This window comes from Amycolatopsis lurida, from assembly GCF_900105055.1.
GTDB lineage: Bacteria > Actinomycetota > Actinomycetes > Mycobacteriales > Pseudonocardiaceae > Amycolatopsis > Amycolatopsis lurida.
Map to the genome: position 1 here is coordinate 1,138,634 of NZ_FNTA01000004.1, position 13,529 is coordinate 1,152,162.

Annotated in this window: 16 protein-coding genes; 11 read left to right on the top strand and 5 right to left on the bottom strand. The window is 71.3% G+C overall.

Annotated features, from left to right (window positions below; translation table 11 throughout):
* Positions 1–39: 39 nt before the first annotated feature.
* Genes BLW75_RS10415 through BLW75_RS10425 form a run of 3 tightly spaced genes read right to left on the bottom strand, consistent with a single transcriptional unit; the run spans position 40 to position 3,976 of the window.
* Positions 40–990, bottom strand: a complete 951-nt coding sequence (locus tag BLW75_RS10415) for an LLM class F420-dependent oxidoreductase (RefSeq protein ID WP_034318180.1) — start codon at positions 988–990, stop codon at positions 40–42.
* Positions 987–3,101 carry a S9 family peptidase gene (locus BLW75_RS10420; protein WP_034318177.1) on the bottom strand — a complete coding sequence of 705 codons (2,115 nt, stop codon included), beginning with the start codon at positions 3,099–3,101 and terminating at the stop codon, positions 987–989. The genes BLW75_RS10415 and BLW75_RS10420 overlap by 4 nt, the downstream gene beginning before the upstream one ends.
* 20 nt (positions 3,102–3,121) lie before the next feature.
* Positions 3,122–3,976 carry a PPK2 family polyphosphate kinase gene (locus BLW75_RS10425; protein ID WP_034318173.1) on the bottom strand — a complete coding sequence of 285 codons (855 nt, stop codon included), beginning with the start codon at positions 3,974–3,976 and terminating at the stop codon, positions 3,122–3,124.
* A 156-nt stretch (positions 3,977–4,132) separates the two neighbouring features.
* On the opposite strand from BLW75_RS10425, the gene rocD reads away from it, so the two are divergent.
* Entirely contained in the window at positions 4,133–5,335 is a 1,203-nt protein-coding gene (gene rocD / locus BLW75_RS10430; RefSeq protein ID WP_034318170.1) for an ornithine--oxo-acid transaminase, read from the top strand.
* A gap of 31 nt (positions 5,336–5,366) precedes the next feature.
* Complete coding sequence (locus BLW75_RS10435) at positions 5,367–6,728, top strand: DUF2252 domain-containing protein (protein ID WP_034318167.1); 1,362 nt, start codon at positions 5,367–5,369, stop codon at positions 6,726–6,728.
* A 74-nt stretch (positions 6,729–6,802) separates the two neighbouring features.
* Here the strand turns inward: BLW75_RS10435 and BLW75_RS10440 are convergent, their stop codons facing one another.
* Positions 6,803–7,678, bottom strand: coding sequence for an FAD-dependent oxidoreductase (locus BLW75_RS10440; RefSeq protein ID WP_034318164.1), 876 nt, complete (start codon positions 7,676–7,678; stop codon positions 6,803–6,805).
* Between the two features lie 70 nt (positions 7,679–7,748).
* Here BLW75_RS10440 and BLW75_RS10445 point away from each other — a divergent pair, with 70 nt between their 5' ends.
* On the top strand, positions 7,749–8,357 hold the full coding sequence (locus BLW75_RS10445; protein WP_034318161.1) for a phosphatase PAP2 family protein: 609 nt from the start codon (positions 7,749–7,751) through the stop codon (positions 8,355–8,357).
* On the opposite strand, the gene zapE is transcribed toward BLW75_RS10445, so the two are convergent.
* Complete coding sequence (gene zapE / locus BLW75_RS10450) at positions 8,311–9,345, bottom strand: cell division protein ZapE (RefSeq protein WP_034318157.1); 1,035 nt, start codon at positions 9,343–9,345, stop codon at positions 8,311–8,313. The genes BLW75_RS10445 and zapE overlap by 47 nt on opposite strands.
* 98 nt (positions 9,346–9,443) lie before the next feature.
* On the opposite strand from zapE, the gene BLW75_RS10455 reads away from it, so the two are divergent.
* The 8 genes from BLW75_RS10455 to amaP all read left to right on the top strand — a co-directional run bounded on the left by BLW75_RS10455 (position 9,444) and on the right by amaP (position 13,525).
* Positions 9,444–10,190 (top strand): pyrimidine reductase family protein, encoded by a 747-nt coding sequence (locus tag BLW75_RS10455; RefSeq protein ID WP_034318154.1) that lies wholly within the window; start codon positions 9,444–9,446, stop codon positions 10,188–10,190.
* Positions 10,187–10,744 (top strand): RNA polymerase sigma factor, encoded by a 558-nt coding sequence (locus tag BLW75_RS10460; protein ID WP_034318151.1) that lies wholly within the window; start codon positions 10,187–10,189, stop codon positions 10,742–10,744. Before BLW75_RS10455 ends, BLW75_RS10460 begins: the two co-directional genes overlap by 4 nt.
* On the top strand, positions 10,744–11,169 hold the full coding sequence (locus BLW75_RS10465; protein ID WP_034318149.1) for a hypothetical protein: 426 nt from the start codon (positions 10,744–10,746) through the stop codon (positions 11,167–11,169). The genes BLW75_RS10460 and BLW75_RS10465 overlap by 1 nt, the downstream gene beginning before the upstream one ends.
* Before the next feature lie 242 nt (positions 11,170–11,411).
* The gene (locus BLW75_RS10470; protein ID WP_034318147.1) at positions 11,412–11,861 is read left to right on the top strand and encodes an Asp23/Gls24 family envelope stress response protein; all 450 of its coding nucleotides are present in this window, start codon (positions 11,412–11,414) and stop codon (positions 11,859–11,861) included.
* Positions 11,861–12,037: a hypothetical protein gene (locus BLW75_RS10475; protein ID WP_005157087.1), complete on the top strand. Its 177-nt coding sequence runs from the start codon at positions 11,861–11,863 to the stop codon at positions 12,035–12,037. Before BLW75_RS10470 ends, BLW75_RS10475 begins: the two co-directional genes overlap by 1 nt.
* Positions 12,034–12,390 (top strand): Asp23/Gls24 family envelope stress response protein, encoded by a 357-nt coding sequence (locus BLW75_RS10480; RefSeq protein ID WP_034318144.1) that lies wholly within the window; start codon positions 12,034–12,036, stop codon positions 12,388–12,390. Before BLW75_RS10475 ends, BLW75_RS10480 begins: the two co-directional genes overlap by 4 nt.
* 14 nt (positions 12,391–12,404) lie before the next feature.
* A complete protein-coding gene (locus BLW75_RS10485; protein WP_034318143.1) occupies positions 12,405–12,941 on the top strand; it encodes a DUF6286 domain-containing protein in 537 nt (178 codons plus the stop codon).
* Positions 12,938–13,525: an alkaline shock response membrane anchor protein AmaP gene (amaP, locus tag BLW75_RS10490; RefSeq protein ID WP_034318141.1), complete on the top strand. Its 588-nt coding sequence runs from the start codon at positions 12,938–12,940 to the stop codon at positions 13,523–13,525. Before BLW75_RS10485 ends, amaP begins: the two co-directional genes overlap by 4 nt.
* The last annotated feature ends 4 nt before the right edge of the window (positions 13,526–13,529 follow it).

Below are 13,529 nucleotides of genomic sequence, written 5' to 3' on the forward strand. Positions count from 1 at the left end.
GTAAGGACGGTTAGAACCGTCCTTACCACTCACGAGTCTTTAACGCGGAGCGAGACCTCGCACGTGCGCGAACGGGTCCTCCCCCGTCGGCAGCAGCGCGATGATCGGCGTCGTCAGCCCGTTGTCCACATAGGACTGCACCTGCTCGCGGCAGGAATCGAGGCTGCCGTGGACGATCAGGTCGTCGACGACCTCGTCCGGGATGACCTGGTTCGCCTTCTGCCGGTCGCCCGCGGCCCACGCCTCGTGCATCGGTGCGAGCGCGTCGCCCCGGCCGAGCCATTCGTGGAACGCCGCGTACACCGGCACGGTCAGGTAGCTCGAGATGAGCATCCGGCCGAGCCCGCGCGCGGCGGCCTTGTCCTCGGTGGGGCAGACGAAGATCCGCGCGGCCAGTTCGGTGTCCGGACCGATCTCGGCGCGCACCTTCGGCACGTCGGAGGCGGCGAGCCAGTTGGTGATGGCGCCGTCGGCCTCCTTCGCGGCCAGCCGCAGCATCCCCGGCCGCAGCGCGGCGAGCATGATCGACGGCGGCGGGTCGGCGGGCCGCTCCAGCCGGAACTTGCTGACGGAGAACGACTCGTACTCCTCGGTGACCTTCTCCCCCGCCAGCGCCGACCGCAGGAACCGCAGGGTGTCCCGCGAACGCGCGAACGGCGCTTCGAACTCGGCGGCGTTCCAGTTCTTCACGATCACCGGCGACGACGCGCCGATCCCGAGCACGAACCGGCCGGGCGCCAGTTCCGCGACGGTCGCCGCGCTCATCGCCAGCAGCCCGGGTCCGCGCGTGTACACGGGCACGATCGCGGTGCCCAGCCGCAGCTGCGGCGCCCACTGCGAGGCCAGCACCAGCGGAGTGAAGGCGTCGTGGCCCGCGGTCTCGGCCGACCACGCGTCGGTGTAGCCGAGATCCGGCAGCTCCCGCACCATCTCCTCGTGCGCCGCGAGCGGCACCCCGGTCAGCGGAATGGTGATGCCCCACCGTTTCATGCGTTCTCCTCGCTCTTGACCGCGGCACCGGACAGCTCGCGCACGATCCAGTCCACCTGCGTGCGCATCAGGTTCTCCGCGACCTCTTCGGCTTGCGGCGTCATATGCGTCGCGCCGGCCAGCGGCAGGAACACGTGCGCACGTCCCTTGGCCAGCAAGGCCGACGACAGGCGCAACGAGTGGGCGACGAAAACGTTGTCGTCGGCCAGCCCGTGCACGATCAGCAGTGCCCGCGAGAGGTCGCCGGCGCCGGCGATCAGCGAGTTGTGCTCGTACGAAGCCGTTTCCTCCTGCGGAAGCCCGAGGTAACGCTCGGTGTAGTGCGTGTCGTACAGCGACCAGTCGGTCACCGGCGCGCCCGCGACCCCGGCGTGGAAGACGTCCGGGCGGCGCAGCACGGCCAGCGCGGAGAGATAGCCGCCGTAGGACCAGCCTCGGATCGCGACCCGTTCCAGATCGAGTTCCGGATGGAGCGCGGCCGCCGCGTGCAGGGCGTCGACCTGGTCGGCGAGGGTGACGTCGGCGAGTTTGCCCGCGATCTCCTTCTCCCAGGCCGAACCCCGGCCGGGTGTGCCGCGCCCGTCGGCGACCAGCACCGCGAATCCCTGGTCCGCGAGCCACTGCGGGGTCAGGAAGGCGTTGCGGGTCTGCAGGACTCGCTGGGCGTGCGGGCCACCGTACGGGTCGAGCAGCACCGGGAGCTTGCCCTCGCTGTCGTCGTACCCGGTCGGCAGCACCAGCGCGGCGCGCAGGCCCCGCTCCCCCAGCGTCAGCCAGGTCAGGTTCGGCACGACGTCGGGGTCGACGGTGAAGGAACCGATGCGCGCCACCGTCTTCTCACCGGACACGACGGTCACCACCGGGCCGCTGCGTTCCAGAGTCCACGACGAGAGCACTGTCAGCGCGGCGGTTCCGGAGCCGACGTGCACACCGTCCTCAGTGGACAGACGCCGGAGTTCGCCCCCCTCCGTGCGGAACACGTGGATCTGCGTCGGATCGGCGTCGGACGCACTGAACAGCACCTCGTCGCCGACGTGCAGGATCGACCGCACCTGCAGCCCCGGCGGGGTGAGGGCGACCCCGTCGACGACCAGCCGGTGGTCACCGTCGGCGGCGCTCTCGCGGACCAGGCGGCCGTCGGTGGTCCACGCCGGGACGCCCGCGGCGAGCTCGACCCAGTGCTCGTCGGTCTCGGTGTGCAGCACCTCGACCGAACCGGTCGCCGGGTCGATCGCCTGGATCTCCAGTTTCCGCTGGTCCCGCGACTGCACGGACAGCAGCGGCTTGCCCGCGGCGGACCAGTGCACGGCGGCCAGGTACTCCCAGCCGGTCTTCTCGACGTCGACGCGGGAGCCGTCGAGGCCGAGGATCGCCAGCGTCACGTCCGCGTTCGTGGTGCCCGCCGCCGGATACGCGACGACGTTCGCCGCCGACTGCGGGTTCGCCGGATCGGCGATCGTCCAGCGCGGCACGGCTGCCCGGTCCGAGCGCTCGACCAGCAGGCTCTTCCCGTCCGGCGACCACCAGTAGCCGCGGGTGCGGCCCATCTCCTCGGCCGCGATGAACTCCGCGAGCCCCCAGGCGATGTCGTCACCCGCTTCCTCTACGAGCAGGCGATCCTCGCCGGTGGCCCGGTCGATCACCCGCAGGCGCCGGTCGCGGACGTAGGCGACGTGCGCACCGTCCGGACTGGGCCGCGGGTCGACGACCGAACCGTCGACCAGCACCGACACCTCTCCGGTGGCCAGGTCGAGGGTGTGGAGCTTGCCCGAGAGCGAGAACGCGGCGACGGTGAAGGCGTCGTCGACCGCGTAGCCGACCACGCCGCCGCCGGTCTCCCGGCTGCGCTCGCGGCGGGCACGTTCTTCCGGCGGAAGGTCCTCTTCACCGGGCAGCAGCTCGGCGGCGTCGACCAGCTTCGTCTCCTCGCCCGACGCGACGTCGAACGACCACAGGCTGTGCCGGGGGTCGGTGCCGGACTCGGACCGCAGGAACAGGATGCGGGAACCGTCCGGGGCGACCTTGAACTCTTTCGGCGCGCCGAGGGTGAAGCGCTGGGTGCGGGCCTGACGGCGGAGGAACGGGAGATCTTCGAGGCTGGTGTCGGTCACCTCCGCACTCTCTCAGACGCTCAAGCCGGTACGCCAACGCCTTCCAGCTTCTCGATCTCCGTCGCGGGATCGAAGCCGGCAGGCGGGAACTTCGGGTCCATCCCCTCGATCGTCTCGATCAGGAGCCGCGCGACCAGCCAGTTGCGGTACCACTTGCGATCGGCCGGGACGGCGTACCAGGGCGAGGCCGCCGTGGAGGTCTTGGCGAAGATGTCGGCGTAGGCCTTCTGGTAGTCGTTCCACTGGGCACGCGCGTCGAGGTCCGCGGGGTTGTACTTCCACCACTTCGCCGGATTCTCGAGCCTCGCCTTGAGGCGCTTCAGCTGCTCTTCCGGCGAGATGTCGAGGAAGACCTTCACGATCGTCGTGCCGGCGTCGGTCAGCTCCTGCTCGAACGCGTTGATCTCGGCGTAGCGCTTGCGCCATTCCGCCGCGGGTACCAGCTTCTGCACGCGCGGAACCAGGATGTCCTCGTAGTGGGAGCGGTCGAAGACACCGATCTGCCCCGGCGCCGGGAGCTGTTTGCGGATCCGCCACAGGTAGTGGTGACGCCGCTCGGTCGCGGTCGGCTTCTTGAACCCGGCGTACCGCACGCCCATCGGGTTGACCAGGCCGAGCACGTGGCCGACGGTGCCACCCTTGCCGGAGGTGTCCATCCCCTGCAGGACCAGCAGGACACTGCGGTTCCCCCCTCCGACGCCCTCCGCGTACAGCGCCTCCTGCAGCTCGGCGAGCCTGCCTCCTGCGTCGGCGAGGTCTTTGAGCCCCTTGGGCTTCTTGGTCGGCCCGATCGGGAACGAGCCGGGATGGTGCCGCTCGGTGCCCTTGCCGATCCTCAGCGTGTCCCGGACGGAGACGGTGTCCTTTTTCGCCATCCGGCGACGATAACCGCGCTCCGGGCCCCGCGCCTCCGGTGATCGAGTACGCCGATGCACGATTTCGCCACCGGAAGGAGTCGATACGCAATGAACAACGGGTCAAAGCAACGTTTCCCGGATGAAAGCAGCCGGATGGACATCTAACCTGAACGCATGACGACCGCCGACTTCATCGCGCTCGACGAGCAGTGGAGCACGCACAACTACCACCCGCTCCCGGTGGTGATCGCCACCGCCGAAGGAGCCTCGGTCACCGACGTCGAGGGCAAGACCTACCTCGACTTCCTCTCCGGCTACTCCGCGCTGAACTTCGGGCACCGCCACCCCGGGCTCATCGCCGCCGCGATCGAGCAGTTCGGCCGGGTGACGCTGACCTCGCGCGCCTTCCACCACGACCAGCTCGGGCTGTTCTGCAAGGAGCTCGCCGAGCTGACCGGCACCGAGATGACCCTGCCGATGAACTCCGGCGCGGAAGCCGTCGAGTCGGCGGTGAAGATCGCCAGGAAGTGGGCGTACCGGGTCAAGGGCGTCCCCGACGGGCAGGCGGAGATCGTCGTCGCCGGGTCCAATTTCCACGGCCGCACGACGACCATCGTGTCCTTCTCCACCGACGAGACCGCGCGCGCCGACTTCGGCCCGTTCACGCCGGGCTTCGTCACCGTCAAGTACGGCGACGCCGAAGCGCTGCGCGACGCCATCACCGAGCGCACCGCCGCGATCCTGCTGGAGCCGGTGCAGGGCGAGGCCGGCGTGATCGTCCCGCCCGCCGGCTACTTCGCCGAGGCCCGGCGGCTGTGCGACGAGCACAACGTCCTGCTGATCGCCGACGAGATCCAGTCGGGTCTCGCGCGCACCGGCACCGTCCTCGCGCTCGACCACGAAGGCGTCCGCGCCGACGTCTACACCCTGGGCAAGGCGCTCGGCGGCGGGATCATGCCGGTGTCGGCCGTGGTCGGCGGCAAGGACGTGCTCGGGGTGCTGCGGCCGGGTGAACACGGCTCCACCTTCGGCGGGAACCCGGTCGCCTGCGCGATCGGGCGGGCCGTGGTCGGGCTGCTGAAGACCGGAGAGTTCCAGGAGCGCTCGCGAGAACTGGGCGCTCACCTGCACTCCCGGCTCGGCGAACTGGTCGGGAACGGGCTCGCCGAGGTCCGCGGACGCGGGCTCTGGGCGGGGATCGACATCGCGCCCGGCGGGCCGACCGGCCGGGAGGCGTCCACCGCCCTGGCCGAACGCGGCGTCCTGTGCAAGGAGACCCACGACCACACGCTGCGGATCGCGCCGCCGCTGGTGATCAGCCGCGAGGAGCTCGACCGCGGTATCGACGCCATCACGGAGGTCGTCAAGACCCGGTGAACCTTTCGGACGGGCTGTACGTTGCCTGTCCATGGGAGACGAGCGGGAGTGGGTGGAGCGGCCGCTGGTGGGCACCGAGTCGGTGTCGCCGGAGGACTGGTTCGCGAGGGGTAAGGCACTGCGGGACGAGGCACCCTCGTCCGCGCACGACCTCGCGGCGGCGGGCGAGGGACGGCCCGGCGTGGCGGAGTTCTTCGCGCGCACCAACGAAGGCCGCCTGCCGGAACTGGTGGAACTGCGACGCGAGCGCATGCTCGCGTCGCCGTTCACCTTCTACCGCGGTGCCGCCGGGCTGATGGCCGCCGATCTGGCGGGTTCGCCGTCGTCCGGGCTGACCGCGCAGCTCTGCGGCGACGCGCACGCCGCCAACTTCGGGCTGTACGGCACGCCCGAAGGCCAGATCGTCATGGACATCAACGACTTCGACGAATCCGTGCCGGGCCCGTGGGAGTGGGACCTCAAACGGCTCGCGGCGAGTCTCGTCCTCGCCGGGCGCGAGGGCGGTATCGGGGAAGCGGGCTGCCGGGAAGCCGCCGAAGACGCGGTGAAGTCGTACCGGCGCACCATCCGGGGACTGGCGGAGCTGCCGTTCCTCCGGTCGTGGAACGCGCTGCCGGACGCGTCGGTGCTGAGCAAGGTCAAGGCGCACGACCTGATCGACGATTTCGAGGAAGCGGCGGAGAAGGCGCGGAAGAACACCAGCGCCAAGGTCACCGCGAAGTGGACCAGGCGGATCGACGACCACGAGACCGGCCTCGAACGGCACCGGTTCGTCGAGGACCCACCGGTGCTCACGCACGTCGACGACGCGACCGCCGAAGCCGTCGTGACCGGTCTGGTGTCCTATGTGGACACACTGCGCGAGTCGCGGCGGACGCTGATCTCGCGGTACCGGGTGTCCGATGTGGCCTTCCGGGTGGTCGGCACCGGCAGTGTCGGGCTGCGCAGCTACGTGGCGCTGCTGCACGGGAACTCCGGCGAAGACCTCGTCCTGCAAGTGAAACAGGCCATCCCGTCGGCGCTCGCGCCGTTCCTCGGCCTGCCCGCCCCGGAGCACGAGGGGCGGCGGATCGTCGAGGGCGCACGGCTCGTACAGGCCGAGACGGACATCCTGCTCGGCTGGACGACCATCGACGGCGTGCCGTACATCGTGCGGCAGTTCCGGAACCTCAAGGGCGACATCGATCCGGCGGAGCTGAAGAAGGACCATCTCGACGACTACGGCCGTCTGGCGGGCGCGTTGCTCGCACGGGCGCACGCGCGGTCACTGCATCCGCGGATGCTGGCGGGCTACTTCGAGGACGACGAAGACCTCGACGAGGCCATCGGGGCCTACGCGATGCGCTACGCGGATCAAACCGAAGAGGACTTCGCCGCCTTCGCCGCCCTCTGACCCCGCCGCGATTAGTCACCTACTTGCGGCGGTGCGGAGCCCATCGCATTCAGTCCGCTAGATGCGGTAGGGCCTCACACCAGGGCCAGGACGTCGTCCGCGCAGCCCCACGCCACCGTGATCCCCGCGCCCCCGTGCCCGTAGCAGTGCACGACCCGGCCGTCCCGGTCCAGCCGCACCTCGGGCCGGAACGGCCGCAGGCCCACCTTCGCCCCCAGCACGGGCGCGTCGGCCAGCGCGGGCACGAGTTCCCGGCACCGCCGGACGATGTCGGCGGTCACCCCGGGGTCCGGTTCGACGGAGTCGCGCCCGGGTTCCTGCGTGCCGCCGCAGACGACGTGCCGTCCGTGCGGGATCACGTGCCGCAGCACCGGGGTGGCCCCGTCGACGATCCATTCGGTCAGCCCCGGGTCGGCGAGATGGACGACCTGGCCGCCGACCGGCACCACGGTGCCGTCCCCCGCGAGCCGCCCGCCGCCGAGCCCGGCGGCGTTCACCACGAGGTCCGCGTCGAGGTCGTCCAGCCGCGAGACGGTGCGGTGTTCGGTGCGCGCCCCCAGCGCGGCGACCTGTCCGGCGAGCCAGGTGAGGTACACGGGCGTGTCGACCAGTGCGGTCGTGAAGGTGAGCCGTCCGGGTTCGTGGTCGAGGTCGGGCATCGACAACGCCCACGAAGGCAGCGGTGCCTCGCGCGGCACGAGGTACGTTCCCCGGACCATGCGGACCCCTGGCGCGCCGAGGCCGCGGTATTCCTCGACGCTCGTCGCGGTCCAGCGGTCGACCCGGTCGGAGTTCGCCGCCAGCGGCGGGAAGAGCACACCACCGGCGACCGCCGAGGTCGTCTCCCCCGGCCCGGCGTCGGTGACCACCGTGACGTCGTGCCCGGCCCCGGCCAGCCGGTGTGCGCAGCTGAGCCCGATCACGCCGCCACCGACCACACTGATCCGCATCGAAAGCCCCCTTCGTCCTCGCGAGCCGTCCATGCATGGTGACTGATCACCCGTCACGTAATCTCGCCGGATGAGTGGAAGAGGGCCGTCCGGGCCGGTCGCGGTGACCTGCGCCGCGATCATGGTCGTCCTCGGTTTGCTGGTCTCCGGCGAGGGCCCTTCCGTTCCCGACGAGGTGGCCGTCCGGTGGGTGGAGCGCACCTTCGGCGGCGACACCGGCCTTCTCGAGCTGCTGGTGCTGCCGACCGAGGCCTACGTCCTGATCCCGGTCGCGGTCCTCGCCGCCGTCCTCTGCCTGATCGGACGGCGCAGGCCCGAAGCGGCGCTGATCATCGTCGGCCCGCTCATCGCGATCCTCGCGAACACCTGGGTGCTCAAACCGCTCTTCGGCCGCTGGAAGTACACCTACCTCGCCTACCCGAGCGGGCACACCGTCGCGCTGGTCGCCGTGCTGACGGTGCTCGTCCTGCTCGCCCGCCCCGGCGTCGCGACGGCGGTCATCTCGGCGGTGGGCGCCGTGGTGCTCTGCGGAGTCACGATCGGCATGCTCGGCCTCGGCTACCACTACCTCACCGACGTCGTGGGCGGCGCGCTGTTCGCCGTCGCGACCGTGTGCGCGACGTGGGTGCTGCTCAGCTGGGCTGCACGGCGTCGCGCGCCAGTGCCGTCAGACGGCTGACGGCGCGCAGGTACTTCTTGCGGTAGCCGCCGTTCACCATCTCCTCGGTGAACAGCTCCGGCACCGGCTCGCCCGAGACCACCAGCGGGATCGCGCGGTCGTAGAGCCGGTCGGCGAAGGCGACCATCCGCAGTCCGACGTTCTGGTCGGGCACCGGGTGGATGCCGCGCAGGTGCACCCGGGTCACGCCGTCGAGAAGCCTGCCGTAGCGCGAAGGATGCAGGCCGCCCAGGTGTTCGCACAACGCGTCGAAATCGTCCACGGTGGACTCGGGATGCGTGGCGGCGGAGGCTTCCAGCTCCTCGGGGCTCGCGGGCGGCGGCGCGTCCGGCAGGCCGCGGTGGCGGTAGTCCGGGCCGTCGACGCGGCAGACGCCGAACCGGGCGGACAGCGACTGGATCTCGCGCAGGAAGTCCGCGGCGGCGAACCTGCCTTCGCCGAGTTTGTCCGGCAGTGTGTTGGACGTCGCCGCCACGAACACCCCAGCCGAGATCAGCTCCTGCAGCAGCCGCGTGACGAGCATGGTGTCACCGGGGTCGTCGAGTTCGAACTCGTCGATCGCCAGGAACCGGTGTTCGGACAGCCGCCGCACCGCCTCGGCGAAACCCAGCGCGCCGACGAGATGGGTCAGCTCCACGAACGTCCCGTACGCCTTGGGCGACGGCGTCTCGTGCCAGGTCGAGGCGAGCAGGTGGGTCTTGCCGACGCCGAATCCGCCGTCGAGATAAAGCCCCATCGGCCCGGACGGCGCCTCGTCTCCCCCGCCGAAGAACGCGCGCAGCTTCGACTTCGGCTTCCGCCGCGACGCTTCCGCCACGCGCTTCGCGAACGCGCCACACGTGACGACGGCTTCGGCCTGGCTCGGCTCGTCCGGGTTGGGCACGTACGTGGAGAACCGGACCGCGTCGAACCTCGGCGGCGGGACGAGCGCGGTGATCAGCTCGTCGGCGGACAGCTCCGGACGGCGATCGATCAGGCGGGCGGGCATTCGCCGAGCGTAACGGCACCGGCGTGACGGGTTCACCCTCCCTGACCGGGCGTATCCCCCGCTCAGCGGTGCCATCGGGCGCGTGTTGGGATGTCGGTGTGCAGCTTCTGTGGCCAACGACACCGGCGGAACCCGTCTCCGACGCCGACCTCGAACGGCTCTACGGGTATCCGGAAGACCTGAACCGTCCCTGGGTCCAGGTCAACTTCGTCAGCTCCGCGGACGGCGCGGCGGCGGTGGACGAGCTGTCCGAGGGCCTTTCGCACCCCGCCGACAAGCGGATCTTCGTGCTGGGCCGGCTGCTCTCCGACGTGATCCTGGTCGGCGCGGGTACGGCGCGCGCCGAGGGCTATCGCGGCGCGCGCGTCTCTCCCGAACGCGCCGGCCGCCGGGCCGCGCTCGGACTTTCCGAGGTCCCGCCGATCGCGGTGGTGACCCGTTCCGGTGAACTCGACCCCGAGGGCCCGTTGTTCACCGACACCAAGGTCCCGCCGATCGTCATCACCACCGAGCAGGCGCCGCGCGCCGAGCTGGAGCGCGCGGGCGCCGACGTGCTCGTCGCGGGGACCACCGACGTCGACCTCCGCCGGGCGCTCGCGCTGCTGGACGAGCGCGGCCTGCGCCGTGTCGACTGCGAGGGCGGGCCGGCGCTGTTCGCCGACCTGATCGCCGCCGACCTCGTCGACCAGCTGTGCCTCACCGTCGCCCCGCTGCTGGCGGGAGCGGGCGAGAGCCGGATCGTCCGAGGCCGTCCTGCCCCGGAACCGCGGCGGATGGATCTCGCGTCCGTGCTCGTCGAAGACGGCTTCACCATGCTGCGCTATCGCCGACGGGAGGGCGGGTGAGCGAGGCCGCGCCGGTTCCCGACGAGGAACTGGTGGCCAGGGCCGCCGCCGGAGACCACGGTGCGTTCGACACCTTGGTCCGGCGGCACACGGCCAGGATGTACCGGGTGGCGCTGCGGATCACCGGCAGCTCGTCCGAGGCCGAGGACGTCGTCCAGGAGGCCTGGCTCTCCGCGTGGCGGGCGCTGCCCGGTTTCCGCTTCGAAGCGGCGGTGTCGACCTGGCTCTACCGGGTGACGACGAACGGCGCGCTCGGCGTGGTCCGGCGCCGCAAACCGACCGTCCCCCTCGACGAGGGCGACGCGGGTGTCGTGCCTGGTCCGGAGGGTCACGTGGAGAGCGCCGAGCGGGTCGGCACGGTGCTGCGCGCGATCGCCGAACTGGACGTCGGCCAGCGGATCCCGCTGATTCTGCGAGAATTCGAAGGGTTGACCTACGACGAGGTGGCCGAGGTGCTCGAAGTCAGCGTGCCCGCTCTGCGTGCCAGGCTGCACCGCGCGAGGGTGGCGCTGCTGGCGAAACTCGGCGACAACTTCCGACCCGGGGAACGGTGATGAGCGAGGATCCGCGCGACGACCCCCGGTGGCAGCAGGTGCGCGCCGCCGCGAGCCGTCCGGTGCCGACGCCGCCGGGACTCGTCGAACGGGTGCTCCGCTCGGTCGGCGGCGTCCGCGGCAGGCACACCACCGCCCCGCTCGACCTGCCCTCGTCGGGCGGCAAGACCCAGGTTTCGGAGCGGGCGCTGGTGCTGATGACCAGGAACCTCGCCGCCGAGATCGGCCGCGAGCTCGGCGGGGTGCACGTCGCGGCCGTCGCGCTCGAAGAGGACGTGCTCCAGGTGCTGGTGACGATCCGGTTCGGTGTCGAAGCGGCCGTCGCGGACCTGCTGCGCCACCGGGTCAGCGCGGCCTTGACCGGTCAGCTCGGCTCCGCCCCGCCCGCCGTCAACGTCCACGTCGTCGACGTCCATCCGGACTGATCCGCGGCAAGGTCCCGAGGTGTGAAGGGGACTTTCCCCGCATGCGATGTGGGGAAAGTCCCCTTCACCTCCCCGCCTGGGACGCGACCTGGCCCGGCCATCCGGACTGATCCCGGAACTGATTACCCCATCCGGGGGACATCGCGTGACGGCTCGGCATGCGCGCGGGTCCTGGTCGGTGAGAGCGTAGGGATCGTCGCGCGCGCAGGTCGCGCGGCACCGGCCGAGAAGGAGCGAACTTCATGGCGCAGCCGAGCGCGAGCAGGCCCGACACCCCCGTGGCGGGGGCGTCCCTCAACGAGGAAGGAGCCGCCGGCAAGACCACGATCTCGTCGGTGGTGGTGCAGAAGGTGGCGGGTCTCGCCACCCGCGAGGTGACCGGGATCCACGCGCTGGGCGGTGGGGTGTCCCGTGCCTTCGGTGCGATCCGCGAGCGCATCCCCGGTTCCGGCACGGTCACCACGTCCGGGGTGTCGGTCGAGGTCGGCGAGAAGCAGGCGGCCATCGACCTCGACGTGGTCGTCGAGTACGGCGCCCGCATCGTCGACGTCGCGCGGGCGGTGCGCCGCAACGTGATCGGGCAGGTCGAGCAGATCACCGGCCTCGAGGTGATCGAAGTCAACATCGCGGTCAACGACATCCACCTGCCCGACGAGAACGGCGGCGAGACCGAGACCTCGCGGGTCGAGTGATGAACGGGACCCAGACCGGCCTCCTCGCCGGCCTCATCCTCGGCCTCGCCGCGACCCAGGGCTTCACCGCGTTCCTGGTGACGCTGGCCGTCGGCGTCATCGGCCTCGTCCTCGGCCGCGTGCTCGACGGCGAACTCGACCTCGGCGACCTGTTCGGCCGGGGCCGCGACAAATGACCGTCCCGCCCGAGCCGGAGGATCGCGGCACCCTCACCATCTCGCCGTCCGTGGTCCGCAAGATCGCGCAGCACGCCGCGGACCGGGTCGACGGGACCACGCGCGCCGAGCGGCGGATCGCCGGGCTCGGGCTCGGGACACACGGCGCGAGCGCGAAGGTCGGCGGTGAGGGCAACGACGTCGATCCCGTGCTCGACGTGGCGCTGCACTATCCGGCGCCGGTACGGCGGATCGTCGGCGACCTGCGCGCCAGGGTCACCGAAGAGGTCGAGCGGATCACCTCCTACCAGGTCCGGGACATCTCGGTGACGGTCTCCGCGCTCCTGCCCGACATCGCGCCCCGCGTCCGCTAGAAGGAGCAACCGGTATGCGTTTGATCGTCCGCCTGTTGTCGGCCCTGATCGGGCTGGCGCTGGCCGCCGCCGGGGTACTGCTGGCGCTGGAGGTCGGCTGGGGCTGGTGGCGGCCGGGGCGGGGCCCGCTGTTCCTCCCCTGGGACGACTGGCGCGACAGGCTCGCGGAACAGACCTGGAACGCCCCCCTGGTCCGGTATCTCGCGATCGCCGTCGCGGTCGTGGGGCTCCTGCTGATCCTGGCGGCGGCCTCGGCCGGGCGGCGCGCCATCCGGCTGACCGATCCGGCGAACGAGGTCAGCGTGACCACGTCGCCGCGTTCCCTGGCGAGGCTGGTCGGGGTGACCGTGCGCGCGCAGGACAACGTCGCGGGCGCGAAGGTCACGGCCACCGCCAAGAAGATCCGTGTCCGCGCGACGAGCAGGCTGGAAACCGAAGGCGAGCTGCGTCCGCGGCTGCTGGAGACGGTCTCCGGTCTCCTCGACGACGTCCCGTTGCCGCGGCGGCCGAAGGTCTCGGTCGTCGTCGACTCCCCGAAGGACCGCCGATGACCCGTTCGGTCTCCGCCAAGGCACTGGGCCGGTCCACCGGCACGGAACGGATCCTGACCGTCCTCATCGGACTCCTCGCGCTGCTCGGCGGCGCGGCCGCGCTCGTGGTCGGCGCGGGCTGGCTCGGCACGCACCGCGCCGGGCGGCCGCTCGTCGACCCGATCGCCCTCGACTGGCTGTCGCGGCACGCGGTCGCCTCCCGGCTCGGCGCGATCGTGCTCGGCGTGCTCCTGCTGTGGCTGGGACTGTGGTGGTTCTTCCGGTCGCTGCGCCCGGAAGGCCGCCCGGACCTCGAACTCGACGACGATCTCGTGGTGACCGCCTCGGCCATCTCCGAGGCCGTCCGCGCCGACGCGGAGACGGTCGACGGGGTCGGGCGCGCCCGGGTCCGCGCGGTCGGCGACAAGGAGAACCCGGCGCTGCGGATCACCCTCTGGCTCGTCGAGGGCACCGACCTGAAACGGGTCTGGGAGCAGCTCGACAGCACGGTGCTGGCCCGCGCGCGGGAGTCGCTCGGGGTGGACGTCCTGCCGACGGCCGTCCGGATCGAACTCGACACGGCAGCACCGCAGCGGGTGCGCTGACCGG

Bases quoted from the DNA above. Each gene is read 5' to 3' on its own strand.
- BLW75_RS10480 (WP_034318144.1), top strand. From the start codon at position 12,034: ATGACCGTCCCGCCCGAGCCGGAGGATCGCGGCACCCTCACCATCTCG.
- BLW75_RS10425 (WP_034318173.1), bottom strand. From the start codon at position 3,976: ATGGCGAAAAAGGACACCGTCTCCGTCCGGGACACGCTGAGGATCGGC.
- BLW75_RS10415 (WP_034318180.1), bottom strand. From the start codon at position 990: ATGAAACGGTGGGGCATCACCATTCCGCTGACCGGGGTGCCGCTCGCG.
- BLW75_RS10465 (WP_034318149.1), top strand. From the start codon at position 10,744: ATGAGCGAGGATCCGCGCGACGACCCCCGGTGGCAGCAGGTGCGCGCC.
- amaP (WP_034318141.1), top strand. From the start codon at position 12,938: ATGACCCGTTCGGTCTCCGCCAAGGCACTGGGCCGGTCCACCGGCACG.
- BLW75_RS10470 (WP_034318147.1), top strand. From the start codon at position 11,412: ATGGCGCAGCCGAGCGCGAGCAGGCCCGACACCCCCGTGGCGGGGGCG.
- BLW75_RS10485 (WP_034318143.1), top strand. From the start codon at position 12,405: ATGCGTTTGATCGTCCGCCTGTTGTCGGCCCTGATCGGGCTGGCGCTG.
- BLW75_RS10445 (WP_034318161.1), top strand. From the start codon at position 7,749: ATGAGTGGAAGAGGGCCGTCCGGGCCGGTCGCGGTGACCTGCGCCGCG.
- BLW75_RS10440 (WP_034318164.1), bottom strand. From the start codon at position 7,678: ATGCGGATCAGTGTGGTCGGTGGCGGCGTGATCGGGCTCAGCTGCGCA.
- BLW75_RS10475 (WP_005157087.1), top strand. From the start codon at position 11,861: ATGAACGGGACCCAGACCGGCCTCCTCGCCGGCCTCATCCTCGGCCTC.
- zapE (WP_034318157.1), bottom strand. From the start codon at position 9,345: ATGCCCGCCCGCCTGATCGATCGCCGTCCGGAGCTGTCCGCCGACGAG.
- rocD (WP_034318170.1), top strand. From the start codon at position 4,133: ATGACGACCGCCGACTTCATCGCGCTCGACGAGCAGTGGAGCACGCAC.
- BLW75_RS10435 (WP_034318167.1), top strand. From the start codon at position 5,367: ATGGGAGACGAGCGGGAGTGGGTGGAGCGGCCGCTGGTGGGCACCGAG.